Source organism: Pseudomonas extremorientalis, from assembly GCF_024584605.1.
Taxonomy (GTDB): domain Bacteria; phylum Pseudomonadota; class Gammaproteobacteria; order Pseudomonadales; family Pseudomonadaceae; genus Aquipseudomonas; species Aquipseudomonas extremorientalis.
The window spans coordinates 2,651,616-2,676,325 of sequence record NZ_CP089519.1 but is presented as its reverse complement, the minus strand read 5'-3'; the positions used below and the strand labels follow the sequence as shown (position 1 = coordinate 2,676,325).

General features: G+C 65.8%; 2 protein-coding genes. Both read right to left on the bottom strand.

From position 1 onward, the window contains the following. Positions 1-351 precede the first annotated feature (351 nt). The gene (locus LUU92_RS11925) at positions 352-11,658 is read right to left on the bottom strand and encodes a non-ribosomal peptide synthetase (RefSeq protein ID WP_257103674.1); all 11,307 of its coding nucleotides are present in this window, start codon (positions 11,656-11,658) and stop codon (positions 352-354) included. Further along, positions 11,655-24,515, bottom strand: coding sequence for a non-ribosomal peptide synthetase (locus LUU92_RS11920; RefSeq protein ID WP_257103673.1), 12,861 nt, complete (start codon positions 24,513-24,515; stop codon positions 11,655-11,657). Before LUU92_RS11920 ends, LUU92_RS11925 begins: the two co-directional genes overlap by 4 nt. Positions 24,516-24,710: the final 195 nt, after the last annotated feature.

Below are 24,710 nucleotides of genomic sequence, written 5' to 3'. Positions count from 1 at the left end.
AGAGCCCAAAAGTGACCAAAAGGCTCTTGCCCCAACACTCGGCACCTCGCTTAGGCGCGGTGTGCCCGAACGCATGCCAGCGTGTTTGACGGGGCGTCTGAGAGCAAAAGCCAGATCACCAGCAGATCAAAAGCAGGCTGATATCTACCTGATGTATGGAGATCAAACTGCGGGAGGGGGCTTGCCCCCGATTGCAGTGGGACAGCCACAGATGCATCAACTGACACACCGCCATCGGGGGCAGGCCCCCTCCCCCATTTGAGCCGCGCTCGACAAACACAATACCGGTCGGCCCTGAGGCCGCCGGGCTAGCCGTTACCGAAGCAACGGATATGTACACCGACAATCCACTCACGAAACCACCTCCCCAACCACCACGCCCCCCAGCCACCACCGTGCCAACCCCGCCACATTCGGTGCCTTGAGCAACGTAAAGTGATTCCCCCCGCCATACCAAACCTGCAACCCACTCCCCTGTCGCCGCCACCCCTCGACCATCATCCCCTGCTCCCGCTGATTCCCCGCCGCATCCAGCGCCGGATCCTCAGCCAACACCAACCGCACCACACCCTTGAACCGCGCACCAGGCCGATACGCCGTACGCAATGCCGCCGCATAAGTGCGCGCCGGCCCCTCCATCGCATCCACCGCAGAACGCCCCGGCAACAACCCCGCCCCGACCATGCCGGCATGTAACCGCTGCCGCTGCGCCCCCTCATCACACGCGGCAAAATCTCCAGGATCAATTTCCAGCGACCTGCCCGCCGACAACTGCATCGCCTCGATCAACCGCAGCAACGCCGCCGTCGTGGTGTACACCTTCGCGGTCCCCCCAGGTGCCTCACTGTCGATCACCGTCAATGACGCCACCTCCCGCCCGGCCGCCTGCAACCGCAGCGCCATCTCCAGCGCGACCCAGCCCCCGAACGAATGCCCCACCAGATGCACCGGCCCGTGCGGACATTCCTGCTCCAAGGCCATCAAGTAACAAGCCGCCGCCGCTTCCACCTGGCTATGGGGCACCGCTTCGCCGTCCAGCCCACGCGGCTGCAAGCCAAACAAAGGCCAGTCACGCCCGAGTGCCTCGCCCAAGCCGACGAACCCGGTGACACTGTCCCCTGCCCCCGGTACGCAGAACACCGGCGCATACCCCGCCCGGCCACTCTGAATGCGCAACAACGGCTGATGCGGCGCCTGGGCCTGCGGCAAACAGGCCGCCAGCACCTCGCTCATCGCTCGCCCCAGTGCCTGGATATGCGGCGTTTGCATCATGCTCTGGTGATCCCCCGGCACCTGTACCTGGCGCAACTGACCTGGCGCCAACACCTCATGCCACCCCAGGGACTCACTGCGCCGCGACAACTCGGTCGGCCGCTCATCCGCGCTGAACAGGTGCACCGCCACGGGCAACGGGAACAGGCTGTAGTGCGCCAGCGCATGCCCGTGTCCTACTTCCCGTTCGATAAAGCTCAAGAGGTCCGCGTCCGCAGCCGCCGCCATTTGCGCGTATAGCAGACCTTGATCGCGACAGCGTTGCAGCAGGCCCGCAAAGTCCAGCTGTTCAATCTGCGACGCCAACTGCCCAACGTTCGCCAGTTCATCCACACCTCCCTGTGCTTTCCAATACGCCGTGCACTGCAGCAACAAATGCCGCTTGAGCGCGTCCGGCCCGCTCCAGCGCGCCTTGCCCTGGTCGGTCATACGCGGCACGTAGCTGTCGATCAAACCGAGGAATGCCACCGGTTCATCCAGCCCCACTAGTTGCATCGCCACTTCATAGGCCAGCACCCCGCCAAACGACCAGCCGGCGACCCGGTAAGGCCCATGGGGTTGAATACCCCGAATCAACCCGACCAGGCGCGCCGCCAGGCCTTCCATGGTATCCAGGTGCGGCTCGCCGAGCGCCAGGCCCGGCAGGCCGTAAATCGGGTAGTCGCCGGGCAGATGCTGGCCCAGCGCCGGGAAATACACATCCATGCCACTGAATTCATGCACAAGGAACAGCGGCGCCTGCGAACCACTGCTGCGCACCGTGATCACCGCAGGATCGCGCACAGGCTCATCAGTGCGCTGACGCAGCATCGCGGCGACGGAGGCCACGCTGGCATGCTGGAACAACTCCGCCAGGGACACGGGCAAACCCGCTTCCTCCATCAGGTTGACCAACCGGATCGCCAGCAGTGAATGCCCCCCCAGTTCGAAAAAGCTGTCGTGACGCCCGACCTGTTCCAGCTTCAATACCTCTGCCCACAGCGCTGCCAGGGTCTGCTCCAGCGCATCCACCGGTGCTTCAAACTCGCGGCGGTGCAAAGCTTCCAGGGCGGGCACCGGCAAGGCTTTGCGGTCGATCTTGCCATTGGCTGTCAACGGCAGGGACTCCAGCGGCACAAAGGCCGACGGCAGCATGTAGTCCGGCAACTGGTCTTGCAGGCAAGCCCGCACGCTGTCGATGCCGACAGGCGTGTCGGCCCAGGTGAAATACGCCACCAGGCGCTTGTCCCCCGGGGCGTCCTCGCGGGCCAGCACCACCACATCCTGGATACCCGCAACGTTGGCCAGGCGCGCTTCGATCTCGCCCAGTTCGATACGGAAACCGCGGATCTTCACCTGGTCGTCATTGCGCCCGATGCACTCCAGCAAGCCCTGCGCCGTCCAGCGGCCAAGGTCGCCGGTGCGGTACATCAAGGCGCCTGGGATAAACGGGTCCTGCACAAACTTTTCAGCGGTCAGTTCAGGACGGTTCAGATACCCCTTGGCCACGCCATCCCCACCGATGCAGATTTCACCGGTCACGCCCACGGGCACCGGCTGCAACTGCGCATCCAGCACATGCACCTGCGTGTTGGAGATCGGCCGGCCGATGGGCACGCTGTCGGCCGTTTCGGCCAGCGACCGCACTTCGTAGGTGGTGGCGTAGGTGGTGGTTTCGGTCGGCCCGTAGCAATGCACCAGGCGCAATGCCGGTGCCTGGGCCAACAGACTGCGGAACGCCGCCGTGTCGGCCCGCTCACCACCGCACAGCAGGATGCGCAGGCCCGCCAGGGCCTGGGGAATCAGCTGCACGTACTGGTTGAACAACGCCGTGGTGACGAACAATACCGTCGCATCCGCCAACGCCATGCCAAACGCAGCCGGATCGAGCAAGGTGGCGTGGTCGATCACCTGCACCTGGCCGCCATTGAGCAACGGCCCCCACACGTCCATGGTACTGGCGTCAAACGCCGGGTTGGAGGCGAAGGCAACGCGGTCACTGGCGTTGAAGTCGGCGTAGCCGTTATTCAGCACCAGGCGCGTGATGCCGCGATGGGGCACCAACACGCCTTTGGGCGTGCCGGTGGAGCCGGAGGTGTACATGATGTACGCCACGCTGTCCGAGGACTGCGACAAGTCCGGGTTGTGGCTCGGTTGCGGATCGAGGGCCAGGGTGTCGAGGTCCAGGCGTTGCACGGCGTAGTCGACGGCACGCTCGCTGCCGGTCAACAACCAGGCCGCGCCGCTGTCCTGCACCATGAACGCCTGGCGCTCCGCCGGGGCGTTGATGTCCAGCGGCACATAGGCGGCGGCGCACTTGAGCACGGCCAACTGGCTGACCAGCAGGTCCAGCGAACGCGGCAACAGGATCGCCACATGATCGCCGGGGCGTACTCCAAGGCCCAGCAAATGGTGGGCCAGGCGATTGGCGCGACTGTTCAGCTCGCCATAACTGAGTGACTGCTCGCCCTGCAGCGCCGCCAGCGCAGCCGGCCGTGCATGGGCCTGGGCTTCGAACAGGCGTTGCACCGTATGTTCACGCGGGAATGCCCGGGTGGTGGCGTTCAGGTCCAGCAATTGCTGGCGTTCGGCGGCGGGCAGGATCGGCACATAGGCGATGGCAAGCGTACCGCCCTGTTCCAACGCCTGTACCAGTTGCTCCACCGCGATGTGCAGGTAGTCGCACACGCGACGGGCGCCCTGCCCCACGACTTTCAAGGAGAAACCCGCGCCCAGGTCATCCACGCTCACCGACAGGCCATAGTTGCTGTGTTCCTCGGCCTTGAGCAACCGGATGCCCTGCCAGGCCTCGCTCGCCACCTGCGGCGCACTGTGGCGATAGTTGAACAGCGTATCGAACAGCGGCGTGGTCACCGGCACGCCACTGCAGCGCTGGGCCAAGGCCAACGGCGCCTGCTCATGGCTGAGCAATTGAGTGAGGCGTGCGTGGGTGGCGCGCAACGCGTCGCGCACGCTGTGCCGACCCAGGTCGACCCGCAGCGGCAGGGTGTTGATGAACACGCCCATGGCCCGCTCGGCGCCTTCGCCGCCTTGCAGCCGGCCAAGCATCACGCTGCCGAACACCACCTGCTCCCGACCCGAGACCTTGCCCAGCACCTGCGCCCAGGCCAGGTGCATCAGGCTGGCGGCGCTCACCCCGGATTGCCGGGCCTGGGTGCGCAGGCGTTGGCTCAGCTCCAGGTCAAGGGGGCAGTGAACCTGCTCATTGCCGCCAAGGGTTTCCAGGCGGGTCGGCTCGTCGATCTCGCCCAGCATCTCACGGAAGAATGCCTCGTGATCATCAACCCCCAAGCGGGTCTGGGCCACATAGTTGCGATACGGCACCGGCGCGCCCAGGGTGTGTGGCGTGCCCGAGAGAAACGCCTGCATTTCGTGCTGCAAAATCTCCAGGGCGATGTGGTCCATCACCAGGTGGTGGAACAGCAAGATGGCACTGCCGTCACACACCACCAGGCGCATCAGCGGTGCCTGGGACAGGTCCAGACGCTCCGGCACCGGCCCGTGTTCGACCCGCAGCGAAGCCTCGCGCCACACCACCTGCACCGGTTCTTCCAGGCCGTCCCAATGGAACGACGAACGCAGGATGTCGTGACGCTGGATCACCGCCTGCAAGGCCAGGGCAAATGCCTCCAGTCGCTGGGCGCTGTCGAATGCAAACTGCGCCCGTAGCACATAGTCGTCACCGCCCTGCGCGGCGCGATGGTGATAGAGCATGCCGGCCTGCAACGGCGCCAGCGGGTAGATGTCCTGCACATTCGCCGCGCCGCCGGGGATACAGGCGACGATACGCTCGATGGCCGGCTGATCCAGTTGGATCAGCGGCAACATGTCCGGGGTGATCGCCGTGCAATCGGCCGTAATGCCATTGACCGGCACCGCCACTTCACGCCCTGCGCCCAAGGCCGCCGCCAGGGCCGACAAAGTCGGCTGGCCAAACAGCACTTTCACATCCGCCGACAACCCGAGGCCGCGCATGCGCCCCATCAGGCTCACCGCAAGCAACGAGTGGCCGCCCAGCTCGAAGAAGTTGTCGTGACGGCCCACGCGCTCCACGTTGAGCAACTCGGCCCACAGGCTGGCCAGGGCGATCTCCGTGTCGCCCTGGGGCGCTTCGTACTCGCGCACCACCACCGAGTCCAGGCCCGGCGCGGGCAGTGCCTTGCGGTCGAGTTTGCCGTTGGGGCTCAAGGGCAAGTTATCCAGGTGCACGAAGATCGCCGGCACCATGAATTCCGGCAGATGCTGCAAAAGATGCGTGCGCAAGGCGTCGATCTCGCTGGACACGCCGGTGTAGTAGGCAATCAAGCGATTGTCGCGGGCGATCACCGCGGCTTCATTGACCTGCGGGTGGTCGGTGAGGCGTGCCTGGATTTCTCCCAGTTCGATGCGCAGGCCACGGATCTTCACCTGATCGTCGTTGCGCCCCAGGTACTCGATCGTCCCGTCCGCCAGGTAGCGACCTACGTCGCCGGTGCGGTACAGGCGCCCCTCGGTGAACGGGTCCTTGAGGAAGCGTTCGGCGGTCAGTTCCGGCCGGTTCAGGTAGCCGCGCGCCACTTGCACGCCACCGATGAACAGCTCGCCGACCACGCCCAATGGCACGGGCTGCATCTGTGCGTCGAGCACGTACATGCGGGTGTTGGCGATCGGTTTGCCGATCGGCGTGTTGTCCGGCGTCACCGGCCCGGCGCAGTTCCATGCGGTCACATCGACAGCGGCTTCGGTCGGGCCGTACAGGTTATGCAATTGGCTACCTGGCAATTGCTGCTTGAAGCGCCGCACCAGGCTGCCCGGCAGGGCTTCGCCGCTGCACATCACACGCACTAACCCTTCGGCCTGGCTCACATCGCCATGGGCCAGGAACACATCCAGCATCGACGGCACGAAGTGCAGCGTGGTGATCTGCTCGGCGGCAATCACCTCGCACAGGTACGCCGGGTCTTTGTGCCCGCCCGGGCGCGCCATCACCAGGCAGGCGCCGGTGAACAGCGGCCAGAAGAACTCCCACACCGACACGTCGAAGCTGAACGGCGTTTTTTGCAGCACCCGGTCATGGGCTTGCAGGCCATAGGCGTCCTGCATCCACAGCAGGCGGTTGACCACGCCGGGGTGGTCGTTGATCACGCCCTTGGGCTGGCCGGTGGAGCCGGAGGTGTAGATCACGTAGGCACTGACGGCTGGCACGTGAGGGTTGTCGACAGGCTGGTGCTGCCAGCTCGGCTGGTCCAGATCGACCACCGGCACCTCCCCCAGCAATGCCCGCGTCGCGCCCTGGGCCAGCACCGCCACCGGTGCGCTGTCCTCCAGCATGTAGGCAATGCGCTCCAACGGATACGCCGGGTCCAGCGGCACATAGGCGGCGCCGGCCTTAAGGATCGCGTACAGGCCGATGACCATGTCCAGGCCGCGCTCCACGCAGATCGCCACCCGTGAATCCGGCTGCACACCCAATTCCAGAAGGTGGCGGGACAGTTGATTGGCTCGCGCATTCAGCTCGGCATAGGTCAACACGCCGTCATCGGCTTTGACGGCAATCGCGTCCGGCGTCCGCGTCGCCTGCGTTTCGAACAGGCCATGCAAGGTCTGCTCGAGGTCATAAGCGACTTCGGTGGCGTTGAAATCAAACAGCAGGTGCTGGCGCTCACGCTCATCCACCAGCGGCAGCTGTTCCAGCACCGCCTGGTCGTTATCCACCATGGCCTGCAACACGCGGGTGAAGTAGCCGACGTAACGCTGCACCGTCGATGCGTCGAACAGCGCCACTGCGTATTCCAGCGCGCCGATGATGGTGCCCTGCACTTCCGACAGGTCCAGGGACAGGTCGAACTTGGCGAAGTGACTGTCCTCGACGATGCCTTCCAAGGCCAGGTCGCCCAGGGCCAGGGTCGGCGCACTGCTGTCCTGCCAGGTCAGCAGGGTCTGGAACAGCGGGCTGTGGGCCAGGCTGCGCGGTGGCCGGGTGATCTCTACCACTTGTTCGAACGGCAGGTCCTGGTGGGCCTGGGCTTCCAGGGCCTGGGCCTTGACCCGCGCCAACAGCGCTTCGGTGCTCAGCTCGCCCGAGGTGTCGATGCGCACCGCCAGGGTGTTCACAAACAGGCCGATCAGCCCTTCCACTTCGCTGCGCGTGCGGTTGGCCACGGGTGAGCCGATCACCACATCGTGCTGCCCGGAGAGCCGTGCCAGCAGTGAGGCCCAGGCGCTCATCAAGGTCATGTACAGCGTGGTGCCGTGGCGTTGGCTCAAGGCCTTGAGCCCGGCGGTGAGGCGTTCGTCCAGGCGCACATCGACGCTACTGCCGGCGTAGTCCTGCTGCGCCGGGCGCGGGCGGTCGGTGGGCAGCGTGAGCAAGGCCGGTGCACCGGCCAGCGCCTGCTGCCAAAAGGTGCTCTGGCGCTGCAGCACTTCACCGCTGAGCCACAGGCGCTGCCATACCGCGAAGTCGCCGTACTGGATCGGCAGCGCCGGCAAGGGGTCGGGCTGGCCGTGGCTGAAGGCCTGGTACAGCGCCATCAGTTCACGGGTGAGCACGCCCATGGACCAGCCATCGGACACGATATGGTGCAGCGTCAGCAACAGCACATGGTGATCGTCGGCCATTACCACCAGACGCCCGCGCAGCAGCGGGCCGCGCTCCAGGTCGAACGGTGCCGAGGCCTCGCCATGGATCAATGCGTCCAGCGCCTGCTGCGGTTGCGGGTGGCGGCGCAGGTCCTGCACTTGCAGGGGCAACACGTCTTCGGCGGGCACGATCACCACCTGGGCCTCGTCGCCGCGCTGGGCAAAGCGGCTGCGCAGGGTTTCGTGGCGTGCGACGATGCGCGCCAGCGCCCGTTGCAGCGCCTCCACATGCAACTGCCCACGCAGACGCAGCCCGATGGGAATGTTGTAAGCGGTGTTGGCGCCTTCCATCAGCGCCAGGAACCACAGGCGCTGCTGGGCGAAGGACAGCGGCGTGGGCTCATCACGATTGGCCGGGAGGATAGCTGGCAAGGTGCTGCGACCGGACTGGGCCAGCACTTCGGCCACCGCGGCCAACTCGGCATTGGCAAACAAGTCGCCGAGCAGCAACTCCACACCCAGGCGCTGGCGGATCTGCGAGACCATGCGCATCGCCAGCAAGGAATGCCCGCCCAGTTCGAAGAAATGATCGCGACGCCCCACCCGCTCCACCTGCAGCACATCGGCCCAGATCTGCGCCAGTACGGTTTCGATTTCACCTTCGGGGGCCACGTACTCGCGGGTAAACACTGCGGCTATGTCCGGCGCCGGCAGGGCCTTGCGGTCGAGCTTGCCGTTGGCGGTCAGGGGCAACGCGTCCAGCTTCACATAGGCGACCGGCACCATGTAGTCCGGCAGGTGCGCCACCAGGTGGGCGCGGAGTTCGGCTACCACCAGCGGGTCGAGCTGGCGGTTTTCGGTGAAATACGCCACCAGCCGCTCTTCACGTACCAGCACCACGGCTTCCTGGATACCCGCCAACTGGTTGAGTTGGGCTTCGATTTCGCCCAGTTCGATGCGCATGCCACGGATCTTCACCTGGTCGTCATTGCGCCCCAGGTACTCGATAGTGCCGTCCGGCAGCCAGCGCGCCAGATCGCCGGTACGGTACATGCGCCCGGCATTGAATGGATCCTGCAGGAAACGTTCGGCCGTCAACTCCGCACGGTTGAGATAACCCCGCGCCACGCCTTTACCGCCCACATACAACTCCCCCGCCACCCCCAGCGGTACCGGCCGCTGCTGCTCATCCAACAGGTACACCGTGGCATTGGCGATGGGTTTGCCGATGTGCAACGGCTGACCGGCCTCGACCTTGCCGGAGGTGGCGACCACCGTGGCTTCGGTCGGCCCGTAGTTGTTGATCAGGTCGAAACGTTGGGCGCGACCGAACTGGCGCAAGCGATCACCACCGATCAGCAGCGTGCGCAGCGTCGGGTGTTCGAGCTGCTGGCTGAACGCGTACTCGGCCACCGGCGTGGGCAGGAAGCACACGTCCAACGGCTGCGCGCACCACCAGGCCAGCAGTGCGTCGACATCCTCGGTGCCGTCATGGGCCGGTGGCAGGTGCAGGGTCGCGCCCACGCACAGCGCCGGCCAGACTTCCCAGGCCATCGCGTCAAAGCCGAACCCGGCGACGCTGGCGGTGTGGCGCCCGGCGCACAGGTCAAAGGCGTGGCAATGCCAGTCAACCAGATTGGCGACGGTGTGGTGCTCCACCATGACGCCCTTGGGCAGACCGGTGGAGCCGGAGGTGTAGATCACATAGGCGAGGTTGGACGGCGTGACCGCAACCTTCGGGTTGCTCGCCGAATGGTGCTGCCAGGTGTAGCGGTCGAGGTTGATCACCGGCACATCAAGGGCCGGCAGGCGCTCCAGCAAGGCGTGCTGGGTCAACACCGCCACCGGGGCGCTGTCGCTGAGCAGGTAGTTGAGGCGCTCGGCCGGGTGGGACGGGTCCACCGGTACATAGCAGGCGCCGGCCTTGAGAATCGCCAGCAGGCCGGCCAGGGTATCCAGCCCGCGACGGGCGACGATGGCAACGCGGTCGTCAGGCCTGACCCCCAGCGCCAGCAGGTGATGGGCCAGCAGGTTGGCTTGCTGGTTGAGTTCGGCATAGGTGAGCTGGCGGCCCTGATGCACGGCGGCAATGGCGTCGGGGCTCAGCGCGGCCTGGGCTTCGATGCGCCCGTGCAGCGTGGTGCCTTGGGGGAAATCCGTGTGGGTGGAGTTGAAATGTTCCAACAACCACTGCTGCTCGGCGAACGGAAGCACTGACACCTGGTTGAGCGCAGTGCCTGGCGCCTGCTCGAGCGCGGTCAGCAGGTTTTCCAAGGCGGTCTGCACGTAGGCACAGACGCGCTGCGGATCCACCAGAGTGCTGGCCAGCAGACTCAGGGCAAAGTCATCGCCAAAGTCGTCGACACTCAGGGTCAAGGGGTAATTGGTACGTTCCTCGGCGCTCAGCGCAGCGATACCCTGCCAGGCCGAGATCGCTTCGTCACTGGCCGCCGAGGCACTGTGGCGATAATTGAGCAAGGCGCTGAACAACGGCGTCGGCGCCACCACGCCGCTGCACCGCTGGGCCAGCGCCAACGGTGCGTGCTCATGCCGCAGCAACGTCGTCAGCCGCGCATGAGTCGCCTTGACCCCGGTGCGCACGTCCTCGCGGCCCACGTCCACGCGAAACGGCAAGGTGTTGATGAAGATACCCAGCGCCCGGTCTGTGTCATGACTGCCCTGCATGCGGCCCATCAATACCGTGCCGAACACCACCTGTTCCTTGCCGGCCAACACCCCCAGCACCTGCGCCCACGCCAAATGAAACAGGCTGGCTGCGCTGACCCCCAGTTGCCGTGCCTGTGCTCGCAACCGTTGCGACAACGCCGCCGGCAGCGCGAGGTGTACCTCGGTAATTCCCCGCGCATCACCCTGCACATCGCTCAAGCCAAACGGCAAGGTGGGTTCGCTGATGTCGCCAAGCATCTGGCGGAAGAAGTGTTCGTGTGCCTGCTCGCTGATCCCCAACCGCGCCTGAGCCACGTAGTTGCGAAACGGCACGGCCTGGCCCAACGTCGCGCCCTGCCCCAACAGGCAGGCCTGCAACTCGTGGCACACGACTTCCAGGGCGCTGTGATCAAGGGCCATATGGTGGAACAGCAGGCTGGCAACGATACGTTGATTGGCCACGTCCTCGGCCCGCACCAGGCGCAGCAACGGCGCCTGGGACACGTCGAGGCGATAGTGGCGAGCATCAAAAAGCGCGCGCAGTTGCGTGGCGATGTCGCCGTCGGCCGGGTCCAGCGCCAAGGCCTGCACCGGCAGGCGGGCGCGGCGCCACACCACTTGCGACGGTTGCTGCACACCCTCCCAGACCACTCCTGTGCGCAGGATGTCGTGGCGGTCCATCACCGCTTGCAGCGCCTGGGCAAACGCCTCGAACCGCTCCAGGCTGTCGAAGGAAAACTGCGATTGCATCACGTACGGGTCGCCCCGCTCGGCACTGACGTGGTGGAACAGAATGCCTTCCTGCAAGGGCGCCAGCGGGTAGATATCCTGGATATTCGCCACGCCGCCATCGACGCTGGCGACGATGCGGTCGACCTCATCCTGGCTCAGCGTCGACAACGTCAACATCGACGGCAGGATGCGCTCGGCGTCCGCCGGTATGCCATTGGCGGGTACGTCGACTACGCCCGCCTTCGTCGCCGAGTATTCACCGGCCTTGATCAGCTCGATCAACGCCGGTTTGTGCTCGCGCAGGGCGGCGAGGATCGCCGGGTCGCTCAAGGCTTGCTTGTTGCCCTGGACCGATAGCTGTTCGCCCTTGAGCGCCAGTTGGATGTCCTTGGTCTTCAGCGTCGCCAGCAGTTGGTTGATGCTCACAGGACGATCTCCATTCGTTCAGTCAATGCGGCGTAGCCAGCCAGGGTCGGCTGTTCGAACAACGCGCGCACGTCGGCTTCCATGCCTTCCTGGCGCAAGCGCCCGATGAGGCTGACGGCGAGCAGCGAGTGCCCGCCCAGTTCAAAGAAATTGTCGTGGCGCCCTACCCGCTCCACGTTGAGCAGTTCTGCCCAGAGCCGGGCCAGCAGGATTTCGGTCTCCCCTTCGGGGGCTTCGAACGCGCGTACCAGCCGTGCTTCCATGCCGGGTGCCGGCAGGGCCTTGCGATCGAGTTTGCCGTTGGGGCTCAAGGGCAACGCATCGAGGTGCACGAACAGCGCGGGCACCATAAAGTCCGGCAGGTGCAGTAGCAGTTGGGCACGCAGGCTTTCGACGGGCGCATGTTCTCCGGTGTAGTAGGCGACCAGGCGCTCGTCGCGGGCCACCACCACGGCGTCCTTGACTGATGTGTGCTCGCTCAATCGCGCCTGGATTTCCCCCAATTCGATACGCAGGCCACGGATTTTTACCTGGTCGTCGTTACGCCCCAGGTACTCGATATTGCCATCGGGCAGGTAACGGCCCACGTCCCCTGTGCGGTACATGCGCCCGCCGGTGAACGGGTCTTCGAGGAAGCGCTCGGCCGTCAGTTGCGCACGGTTCAAGTAACCCCGCGCCACTTGCACCCCGCCGATGAACAACTCGCCCACCACGCCCAATGGCACCGGTTGCAACTGTGCATCCAGTACGTACATGCGGGTATTGGCGATGGGTTTGCCAATCGGTGTGTTGTCCGGCACCTCGGGCCGCGCACAGTTCCAGGCGGTCACGTCCACCGCCGCTTCGGTAGGGCCATACAGGTTGTACAGGCCGATGCCCGGCAATTGCTGCTTGAAGCGCCGCACCAGGCTGCCCAGCAGGGCTTCGCCGCTGCACATCACACGCACTAACCCTTCGGCCTGGCTCACATCGCCATGGGCGAGGAATACGTCGAGCATCGATGGTACGAAGTGCAAGGTGGTGATCCGCTGCGCCTCGATCACTTCGCACAGATAGGCCGGGTCCTTGTGCCCGCCCGGGCGCGCCATCACCAGGCGTGCACCGGTGAACAGCGGCCAGAAGAATTCCCACACCGACACGTCGAAACTGAACGGGGTTTTCTGCAGCACTGCATCCTCAGCATTGAGCCCGTAGGCGTCCTGCATCCAGAGCAAGCGGTTGACCACCCCGGCGTGCTCGTTGATCACCCCCTTGGGCTCGCCGGTGGAGCCGGAGGTGTAGATCACGTAGGCGGCGTGGCGAGCGGTGAGGCCCGGGACCTGGAGGTTGGTTGCGGGCTGGTGCTGCCACGTGACGTGATCAAGCTCGATCACCGGCACGTCGCCCAGCAACGCACGGGTGGTCGCTTGCGCGAGGACCACCACCGGCGCGCTGTCCTGCAGCATGTAGGTGATGCGCTCCTGGGGGTAGGCCGGGTCCAGCGGCACGTAGGCGCCGCCGGCCTTGAGAATGGCGAACAGGCCGACCACCATGTCCAGGCCACGCTCGAGGCAGATCCCCACCCGTGTATCCGGCTGGACGCCGTGCTCATGCAGATGATGGGCCAGGCGATTGGCGCGGTCGTTGAGTGCCCGGTAGGTCAGCCGTTGCTCGGCGGCAATCACTGCCACCGCCTCCGGCGTGCGCTCGACCTGGGCTTCGAACAGCGCCTGCAGGGTCTGATCGAGATCGTACGGCACCTCGGTTGAGTTGAATTCGACCAGCAGCTTATTGCGCTCTTCGGCGCCCAGGATCGGCAAACGATCGAGCGCGTGTTGCGGCGCGTGCTCCAACGCCTCGACCAGGCCCGACAATGCCGTCTGCAGGTACTCGCACACGCGTTGCGCATCGGCGCGTGCCAGGGCGGTGATGTCATAACCGTCGCCCAAGTCGTCCACGTTCAAGGTCAACGGATAGTTGGTACGTCCGTCGTTGGCCAGGGTCTGCATGCCTTCCCAGGCCTGCTGCGCCTCTTGCGAACGAGTGGCGGCGCCACGATGACGGTAATTGAGCATTGAGCTGAACAGCGGGGCCGGGGCAGCGACCCCACTGCAACGCTGGGCCAGCGCCAGGGACGCGTGTTCATGGCCGAGCAAGGCGCTGAGCCGTTCGTGGGTCGCCCGTACGGCGGCACGTGCGCCTTGACCGTCGATATCCAGACGCAGCGGCAAGGTATTGATAAATACCCCCAGGGCGCGGTCGGCGCCCTCGCCACCTTGCAGGCGACCGACCAATACGGTGCCGAACACCACGCTGTGGCGGCCCGATGTCGCCGCCAGCACCTGGCCCCACGCCAGGTGAAACAGGCTCGCCGTGCTCACCCCCATCAGCCGGGCCTGGGCCCGCAAGCGGCGGTTGAGGTCGCTGTGCAGGCGCAGGCTGTGTTCCTCGACGGCGCTGCCGTCGCCGCGCACGTCCTGCCAGCCGAAGGGCAAGGTCGGCTCTTCGATATCGCCGAGCATGGCGCGGAAAAAGCCTTCGTGCTCCTGTTCGCTCACGCCCAACCGCGCCTGCGCCACGTAGTTGCGGTACGGCATCGGTGCAGCCGCGGGCACTTGCCGGCCGAGCAGGAAGCCCTGCATTTCCCGCAGCACGACGTCAAACGCGGTGTGGTCGAGGACGATATGGTGATACAGCAATACTGCGACCACCCGTTGGTGGGCGGGATCCTGGGCGTACATCAGGCGGATCAGCGGAGCCTGGCTGATGTCCAGGCGATAGCGTCGTGCATCGAAACGTTGGTGCAGGCCGGCCAGTACATCGCCTTGCAGGTGCAGCGCCTGCACCTGCAGTTCGGCGGTGCGCCACACCACTTGCAGCGGTTGCGCCAACCCCTCCCAGACCACACCGGTGCGCAGGATGTCGTGACGATCGATCACCTGCTGCAACGCCTGGGCAAAGGCATTCAGGCGGTCGAGGCTGTCGAACGCCAGGTGCGTTTGCAGCAGGTACGGGTCGCCCTGCTCAGCGGTGATGTAATGGTAGAGGATGCCCTCTTGCAACGGCGCCAGAGGGTAGATGTCCTGCACATTGGCCGTGCCGCCGGGCACTTGCGCGACCACTTGATCGATGGTTGCCTGGTCGAGTTCCACCAATGTCAGCAGGTCCGGCGTAATGCGCCGGCAGTTGGCGGGAATGCGATTAACCGGCACCTGCACTTCGCGACCGCTGCCGACAGCGGCGGCCAGTGCGGCCAGGGTCGGCTGGCTGAACAGCACGCGCACATCGGCACTCAGGCCGATCTGGCGCATGCGTTCGATCAGGCTGACGGCCAGCAATGAATGGCCGCCGAGCTCGAAGAAGTGGTCATGGCGCCCCACCCGTTCAACCTGCAGCACTTCGGACCAGATGCGCGCCAGAGTGGTTTCCACGTCGCCCTGGGGGGCTTCGTATTCGCGGGTCAGCAGCGCGGCCTGGTCCGGCTCCGGCAGGGCCTTGCGGTCCAGCTTGCCGTTGGCGGTCAGGGGCAGTGCCTGCACCTGCACATAGGCGACCGGCACCAGGGCCTCGGGCAACCGGGCTTGCAGGTCGGCACGCAGGGTCTCGATAGCCAGCGGTTGCCGTGCGGTGAACCAGGCGATCAGGCGGCCTTCACGCACCAGCACCACCGCTTCGCCGACGCCCTCCACGGCAGCCAGGCAGTTTTCGATCTCCCCCAGCTCAACCCGCACGCCACGCACCTTGACCTGGTCATCGTTACGGCCCAGGTACTCGATATTGCCATCGGGCAACCAGCGCGCCAGGTCGCCGGTGCGGTACATGCGCCCGGCGTTGAACGGGTCTTGCAGGAAACGTTCGGCGGTCAGGTCCGGGCGGTTCAGGTAACCCCGTGCCACGCCGCTGCCGCCCACGTACAACTCGCCTGCCACGCCCACCGGCACCGCACGCAAGTGCGCGTCCAGCAGGTAGACACGGCCGTTGGCGATGGGCCGCCCGATATGCAGCACCTGCCCGGCGCGTACGCGGCCAGAGGTGGCAACCACCGTGGCTTCGGTGGGGCCATAGTTATTGATCACGGCAAAGCGCCGCTCCTGGGTGAACTGGCGCAGGCGATCACCGCCGATCAGCAGGATGCGCAAGGTCGGGTGTTGCAACTGCTGGCTGAACGCGTACTCGGCCACCGGCGTCGGCAGGAAGCTGACGTCCAGTGGTTGTGCCAGCCACCAGGCCAGCAGTTCGTCGATGTTTTCATTGCCGACATCGGCCGGCGGCAGGTGCAAGGTAGCGCCCACACACAGCGCCGGCCAGACTTCCCAGGCCATCGCGTCAAACCCGAAACCGGCGACGCTGCTGGTGTGGCTCGTCGTATCCAGGCCAAAGGCTTCGCAGTGCCAGTGCACCAGGTTTTCCACGCTGCGGTGTTCCACCATCACGCCCTTGGGCTGGCCAGTGGAGCCGGAGGTGTAGATCACGTAGGCCAGGTGCGCAGGGGTCAGGAGGCTGAGCTGCGGATTGCTGACGGCATGCTGCAGCAGACATGGGTCGTGCAGGTCCACCGTGGCGATGTTGCCCAACAGGTCGCGGGTACTGGCTTCGGCCAGCACCGCCACCGGCGCGCTGTCGTGTAGCAAATAAGCGATGCGCTCGGCGGGATACGCCGGGTCGATGGGCACGTAACCGGCACCGGCCTTGAGAATGCCCAGCAAACCCACCAGCATCTGCGGGCCGCGACGACAGCACAGGGCTACTCGGTCGTCGGGCTGTACACCGAGTGCCAACAGGTAATGGGCCAGTTGGTTGGCGCGCCGGTTGAGCTGTTCGTAGGTCAACGCCTCACCGTCTTGCATCACCGCGATAGCCTGGGGTTGGCGTTCGGCCTGCACCTCGAAGGCACCGTGGACGGTGTGCCCCTGCGGGAAATCCTCGGCCGTGGCGTTGAAATCACGCAGCAGGGTTTCACGCTCTGCCGCCGGCAGGATCGTCAGCTGGTTGAGCAGGGTCTTCGGTGCGTTTTCCAGGCAGGCCACCAACTGTTCTACAGCGTTATGCATATAGGCACACAGGCGCTGGGCGCCGATCTGCGGCAGCGCCAGTACCGTGAGGCCAAAGCCTTCACCCAGGTCATCCACGCTCAAGGTCAGCGGGTAGTTGCTGCGTTCCTCGCCGCCGAGCAATTGCACGCCTTCCCAGATGCCGTGGCCGTCGCGAGCCATTTCACCGGGGCTGCTGTGACGGTAGTTGAGCAAGGCGCTGAACAGCGGCGATGCACCTGCCACGCCGCTGCAACGCTGGGCCAGCGCGAGGGACGCGTGTTCATGGCCGAGCAAGGCACTCAAGCGCCCGTGGGTGGCCTTGACCGCAGCGGCGGCAGTGGCTGCCACGTCCACGCGCAAGGGCAAGGTGTTGATGAACATGCCCAGCGCACGGTCCGCGCCGTCACCGGCCTGCATGCGCCCCATCAACACGGTGCCGAACACCACGTCGTCACGCCCGGATACCAGCCCCAGCACCTGCGCCCAGGCCAGGTGCATCAGGCTCGCGGCGCTGACGCCCAGTTGCCGCGCCTGCTCGCGTACCCGTTGGGCCAGCGCGGCATCCACGGCCTGTTCGGCTTCCTCGATATCGCGTCCATCGCCCTGCACGTCCTGCACGCCGAACGGCAAGGTCGGCTCATCCACATCGGCGAGCATGTCGCGGAAGAACGCCTCGTGTTCCTCCGCGCTGACGCCAAGGCGAGCCTGGGCCACGTAGTTGCGAAACGGCGCCGCCTCGGGCAAGTCCCGGGCCTGGTTGAACATGAACGCACGCATTTCCTGGCCCACCACTTCCATGGCGGTGTGATCGAGCGCCAGGTGATGGAACAGCAGGATCGCCGCCACACGGTGATTCGCAATATCCTGGGCATACACCATGCGCAGCAACGGCGCATGGGTGATGTCCAGACGGTAGTGACGGGCATCGAAGCGTGCATGCAACTGCTCGATGATGTCGCCTTCGACCGGGTCCAGGTCGACCTCTTGCACGATCAGTTTCGCCTCGCGCCACACCACTTGCACCGGGCTGTCCAGGCCTTCCCAGACCACGCCGGTACGCAGGATGTCGTGGCGGGCCACCACCTGTTGCAGCGCACCCATGAACCCCTGCAAGCGCTCCAGGCTGTCGAACGCCATGCGCGATTGCAGCAGGTACGGGTCGCCCTGCTCGGCGCTGATGTGGTGATAAAGAATGCCTTCCTGCAACGGCGTCAGCGGGTAGATGTCCTGCACATTCGCCGCGCCGCCCGGCACGTTCGCGACGATACGTTCGATGGCTGCGGGGTCGAGTTGCACCAGCGTCAGCATCGACGGCGTGATCCGGGTGCAACCCTTGGGGATGCCATTGGCCGGCACCACGATTTCCCGGCCACTGCCCACGGCAGCGGCCAGCGCCGCCAGGCTTGGCTGGCTGAACAACACGCGTACGTCGCAGCTCAGGCCGACCTGGCGCATGCGTTCGATCAGGCTGACCGCCAGCAGCGAATGCCCGCCCAGTTCGAAGAAATGATCATGACGGCCAACCCGCTCCAGCTTGAGCACGTCCTGCCAGATCTGCGCCAGCTGGGTTTCCACTTCGCCTTCCGGCGCCTCGAAGCCACGGCTGAGCAGCGCGCTCTGGTCCGGCACCGGCAGGCCCTTGCGGTCGAGTTTGCCGTTGGCGGTGAGCGGCAGCAGCTCCAGCCACACATACGCCGACGGCACCATGTAGTCCGGCAACTGGCCTTGCAGGTGAGCGCGCAGGGCTTCAATCTCCAGCGCCACACTGGCCGTGTAGTAGGCCACCAGGCGCTTGTCGCCGGGCTGGTCTTCGCGGGCCAGCACCACCACGTCCTTCACGCCCGGGAAACTGGCCAGGCAGGTCTCGATCTCGCCGGGTTCGATACGGAAACCACGGATCTTCACCTGCAGGTCATTGCGCCCCTGATACAGCAAGGTGCCGTCGGCCTGCCAGCAGGCCAGGTCACCAGTGCGGTACAACAGGCCCTCGCCGAAGGGGTTCGGGATAAATTTCTCGGCAGTGAGTTGCGCTTGGTTCAAATACCCCGTGGCCACGCCCGCACCGCCGATGTACAGCTCGCCGACCACACCCAACGGCAGTGGTTGCTGGCGCGGGTCCAGCACGTACGCCTGGGCATTGGCGATCGGGCGCCCGATGGGGATGCCGCCCTCGCCGCCCCGGGTGATTTCATGGGTGGTGGAAAACGTGGTGGCTTCGGTGGGCCCGTAGCCATTGAGCAGGTGCCGGGGCTTGCCGTGCCTGAGCACCCGGTCGATCACCTGCGGGTCGAGGACATCGCCGCCGACGATCAGGTAGCGCAACTGCGCGAATACCGGCAACAGCGCGTCAGCGTACTGGTGGAACAGCCCGGCGGTCATCCACAGCACGCTGACGGATTGCTCCTGCAACAACGCGGCGAACGCGGCCTGGGACAACAGCACCGCATGCTCGACCACCACCACACAACCGCCATTGAGCAGGGGCGCCCACACGTCGAGGGTGCTGGCGTCGAATGCCGGGTTGGAGGCGAAGGCCACGCGGTCGCGGGCATTGAAATCGGCATAGCCGTTATTGAGCACCAGGCGCGAGATGGCGCGGTGCGGCACTTGCACGCCTTTGGGTGCGCCGGTGGAGCCGGAGGTGTAGAGGATATAGGCGACGCTTTCGGCAGACTGCGGCAGCTCAGGGTTGCGCGGCGACAACGTGTCCAGGTTCAAGTCGGCCAGGGTCGTGAGCACCCGGTGCGCGCCGCTGTCCTGCACGATGAATGCCTGGCGTTCGACCGGCGCGTTGATGTCCAGCGGTACATACACCGCACCGCACTTGAGGATCGCCAGTTGGCAGATCAGCAGGTCGAGCGAGCGCGGCAGCGCGATCGCCACGCTCTCGCCAGGTTGCACACCCTGGTTGAGCAAGTGATGGGCCAGGCGGTTGGCACGCCGGTTGAGGTCGCGGTAACTCAGGGACAATGCGCCCTGCACTGCCGCGACCGCTTCCGGACGGGCCAGCGCCTGGGCTTCGAACAACTGGTGCACGGTAAGGTGCGCCGGGTACTCACGGGCGGTGGCGTTGAAGTCCACCAGTATCTGATGACGCTCGGCGGCCGGCAGGATCGACACGGCCTGCAACGGCGTGGTCGGCGCCTGTTGCAACGCCGCCACCAGATGGCGCAGCGCGGTGAGCATATAGTCCCCCACGCGCTGTACATCCAGGCTCGCGACGCCTTGTACCGTCAGGGCAAAGCCTGTGCCCAGGTCATCGACGTTGAGCACCAGCGGGTAGTTGCTGCGTTCCTCGGAACTGAGGATCTGAATGCCGGAGGCCGCGAACGGGTTGTCTCCCGGCGCGTCCCCCGGCGCACTGTGGCGATAGTTGAGCAAGGTGCTGAACAGCGGCAGCGAACCCGGCACGCCACTGCAGCGCTGGGCCAGGGACAACGACGCATGTTCATGCCCGAGCAACTGCGCCAGGCGCGCATGGGTGGCGCGCACGCCGGCTTGCACACCCACGGCACCGAGGCTGACCCGCAGCGGCAAGGTATTGATGAACATCCCCAGCGCCCGGTCGGCACCTTCGCCGCCTTGCATGCGCCCCAGCAGCACGGTGCCGAATACCACCGACTGCTGGCCGGACACCTGCCCCAGCACCTGCGCCCAGGCCAGGTGCACCAGGCTCGCGCTGCTCACGCCCAGTTGCCGCGCTTGTTCGCGCAGGCCCAGGCTCAGTGCCGGCTCCAGAGGCAAGTGGGCCTCGATGATGCCGCTGCCATCGCCATTCACGTCCTGCAGGCCGAAGGCCAGGGTCGGCTCGTCGATATCGCCGAGCATCTCGCTGAAGAACGCTTCGTGCTGGGCCTGGCTGACCCCAAGCCGCGCCTGGGCCACGTAGTTGCGGTACTGCACGGCGGCGGGCAGTTGCGCGCTGTTGCCGGCCAGGCTGGCGCTCATTTCTTCCACCAGCACTTGCAAGGCCGTGTGGTCGAGCAGGATATGGTGCAACAGCAGGATGCCGACAAACCGGCCCTGCTCTTCGGCGTAGACAAAGCGCGTCAGCGGCGCACGGCTCAAGTCCAGTCGGAAGTGACGCGGGTCGAAGCGTAGCTGCAACTGCGCCAGCGGTTCGTCGATACGTTCCACGGTCAGCGCCGCCTGGCGCAACACCACCTGCACCGGCTCGTTGAGGCCTTCCCAGAGGATCGCGGTGCGCAGGATGTCATTGCGCTCGATCACGCTGTGCAGCGCCTGGACAAACGCGTCCACCGCCACCTGGTCGTCAAAGCTGAACTGCACCTGCAACACGTAGGGATCGCCCTCGGTGGTTGCCAGGTGGTGATACAGGATGCCGGCCTGCAACGGCGCCAGGCCGTAGATGTCCTGCACATTGCTGATGCCGCCGGGCACGCTCTGGATGATGTGGTCGAGGCCGGCCTGGTCCAGCTCCACCAGAGGCAGCATGTCCGGGGTGATGTGCTGGGTGGCGGTGGTGATCCGGTTGGCCGGTACCAGCACCTCTTGCTGACCACCCACTGCGGCGGCCAGCGCCGCCAGCGTCGGTTGGCCGAACAGCACGCGCACATCGGCGCTGAGATCGACCTGGCGCATGCGCTCGATCAGCTTGACCGCCAACAGGGAGTGGCCGCCGAGTTCGAAGAAGTTGTCGTCACGCCCCACCCGGTCAAGCTTGAGCAGGTCTTGCCAGATCGCCGCGATGGCCGTTTCCACCGCGCCTTGGGGCGCCTGATAACCCCGGCGCGCCAGGGCATCGGCATCGGGTGCGGGCAGCGCCTTGCGGTCGAGCTTGCCGTTGGTGGTGAGCGGCAATTTATCCAGTTGCACAAAAGCACTGGGCACCATGTAGTCGGTCAGGCTCTGCAACAGATGGTCGCGCAGATCGGCCGCACGCAGCTCGCCCTCGCTTATCACGTAGGCCACCAGGCGCTTGTCGCCCGGCTGGTCTTCCCGGGCGATGACTACCGCGTCACGCACGCCCTCCGCGCTGGCCAGGTGCGCTTCGATCTCGCCCAGCTCGATACGGAAACCGCGGATCTTCACCTGGTCATCGTTGCGGCCCAGGTATTCGACGCTGCCGTCGGCCAGCAGGCGGCCAAGGTCGCCGGTCTTGTACAGGCGCTGGCCGGTGGCCGGGTCGACCAGGAAGCGCTCGGCGGTGAGCGCCTCACGGTTGAGGTAACCGCGCGCCACCCCGGCACCGCCCACGTACAGCTCGCCGACTACGCCCAGCGGCAACGGCTCGCGGCGCGCGTCGAGTACATACAACTGCAAATCGGGAATGCGCACGCCAATCGGGCTGACGCCGACCAACTGCGCATCCGCCGCTTCCAGGGCGCGATAGGTCACGTGCACGGTGGTTTCGGTGATGCCGTACATGTTCACCAGTTGCGTGCCGGCGTTGATCGCCCGGGCGTACCACGGCTTCAGCACGCCCGGTTCCAGCGCCTCGCCGCCGAAGATCACCTGGCGCAGGGAATGGGACCGGGGGTTCTGGCCTTGCGCGGCGATCAATTGGCGGAAGGCGCTGGGCGTCTGGTTGAGGATGCTCACGCCCGCTTCGCAGAGCAGCGTGTAGCACTCGTCCGGCGAGCGGCTGACCAGTTGCGGCACGATCAGCAACTGGCCGCCGTGCATCAGCGCGCCCCAGATTTCCCATACCGAGAAGTCGAAGGCAAAGGAATGGAACAACGCCCAGACGTCGTTGCGGTTGAAGCCGAACCAGTGTTCGGTAGCGGTGAACAAGCGCGCGACCTGGCGGTGTTCGATCATCACGCCCTTGGGCTGGCCGGTGGAGCCGGAGGTGTAGATCACATAGGCCAGGTGGGCCGGGCTGAGGTCGACGCGGGGGTTGACGATGGATTCGCCGCGCAAGCCGTTGAGGTCGATCTGCGGCAGGTCGCCGACCAGGTGGCGCGTATTGGCCTGCACCAGCACCGCCAAGGGTGCGCTGTCGGCCAGGGTGTAGGCGATGCGTTCCTGCGGGTAGGCCGGGTCGATCGGCACGTAGCCGGCGCCGGCCTTGAGGATGCCCAGCAGGCCGATGATCATCTCCGGGCCGCGCTCCACGCAGATCGCCACGCGATCATCCGGGCGGATGCCCTGGGCCAGCAGGCGATGGGCGACCTGGTTGGCACGTTCGTTGAGTTGGCGGTAGCTGATGCGCTGATTGTCGAAGCGCAGGGCAATGGCGTCAGGCTGGGCGGCGGCGTGGGCTTCGACTTGAGAGTGGATCAGCGCGGTATCGGCGTAATGCGTGGCGCTGTGGTTGAGGCCGTGCAACAGGGTATGGCGTTCGGCGTCAGGCAGGATGTTCAGGCCGCTGAGCGGCATATCCGGTCGCTGCTCAAGGGCGTCGGCCAGGCTTTCCAGGGCGGTGTGCAGGTAGGTGGCGACACGTTCGGCGCCGATGGAGGCATCGACCATCACCGTCAGCGCGAAATCTTCACCCAGGTCGTCGACGTTGACCGTGAGCGGGTAGTTGGTGCGCTCCTCGGCGCTGAGCACGCGGATGCCCTCGGCCACCTCGATCACCTCGGCCATGTCCGTGGCGGCGCTGTGGCGGTAGTTGAGCATGGCGCTGAACAACGGCGTCGGTGCCGCCACGCCACTGCAGCGCTGGGCCAGCGCGAGGGACGCGTGTTCGTGGTTGAGCAATGCCGTGAGGCGCTCGTGGGTGGCCTTGACCCCGACCCGCACGCCCTGCTCGCCCACATCCACGCGCAATGGCAGGGTGTTGATGAACATGCCCAAGGCCCGTTCACCGCCCTCGCCCGCCCCCATGCGCCCGAGCATCACGGTGCCGAACACCACTGAGTCACGCCCGGCGACCACGCCCAATACGCGGGCCAGCGCCAGGTGCATCATGCTCGCCACGCTCACGCCAAGCGGGCGGGCCAGGGTGCGCAGACGGCGGCTCAGTGCGCTGTCGACGGGGACCCGTGCCTCGTCGATGCCCAGGCCATCGCCCTGCACATCCTGCAAACCGAACGGCAGGGTCGGCCCGTCGATATCCGCCAGCATCTCGCGGAAAAACGCCTCATGGGCCTGCTCGCTGACGCCATGGCGCACCTGGGCAATATAGCTGCGGAACGGCACCGGCTCACCGGCCTGGGCTTGCTCGCCGGCCAGGTACAGCTGGATCTCGTGGCGCACTACGTCAAGGGCGGTGTGGTCGAGGATGGTGTGGTGAAACAGCAACGTTGCCGCCACACGCCCGTCCGCTGGATCTGCGGTATACACCAGGCGCAGCAGCGGTGCCTGGCCCAGGTCCATGCGATCGGTGCGCGCCTCGAAGCCAACGGCCTCGCACGCCAGGGTCGCCTTGCGCCACACCACCTGCAACGGCTCGTCGAGGCGCTCCCAGACCATCGAAGTGCGCAGGATGTCGTGGCGATCGATCACCCACTGCAAGGCTTCGGCAAACGCCTGCAAACGTGCGTGGCTGTCGAACTCGAACTGCGCGTGCAGCACGTAGGGATCGCCCTGTTCCGCCGACAGATGGTGGTAAAGCATGCCCTCCTGGAGCGGCGCCAGCGGGTAGATGTCCTGCACATTCGCCGCGCCACCGGGGATGGCAGCGACGATACGGTCGATGGCCGCCTGGTCGAGGCTGACCAGCGGCAGCATGGCCGGCGTGATGCGGTAGGCCGGGCTCAGCCAGTCACCGCCATGTTCGGCGACCAGCTCCAGCAGGCGCGGCTTGTGGGCGATCAGTTGATCCCACAGCGCATCGTCCAGCGCCTCGTCGTCACCCAGGATGACCAGGTCGCCTTCTTCCCGTTGCAGACGGATCGCATGGGTGGAAATCGCTGCCAATAATTCGCTGAACTGCATGGGGGTAACCTGCCTGATAAGTCACGGTTGAGGAGAAAGTCCGTTTTCAGCTACCGCTTGGATCGGGTCTGCTGGACGCCCGCCATTAAAAAAAGCGGGCGCAGCCGGGGGCCTGGAGAGGCTTCCGGCAGGCTTGGAAAATTAAGGGATTTGGCGGACGGGGGGTGACATGGGAAGCGGGGACAAGGCGGGACG

Bases quoted from the DNA above. Each gene is read 5' to 3' on its own strand.
- LUU92_RS11920 (WP_257103673.1), bottom strand. From the start codon at position 24,515: ATGCAGTTCAGCGAATTATTGGCAGCGATTTCCACCCATGCGATCCGT.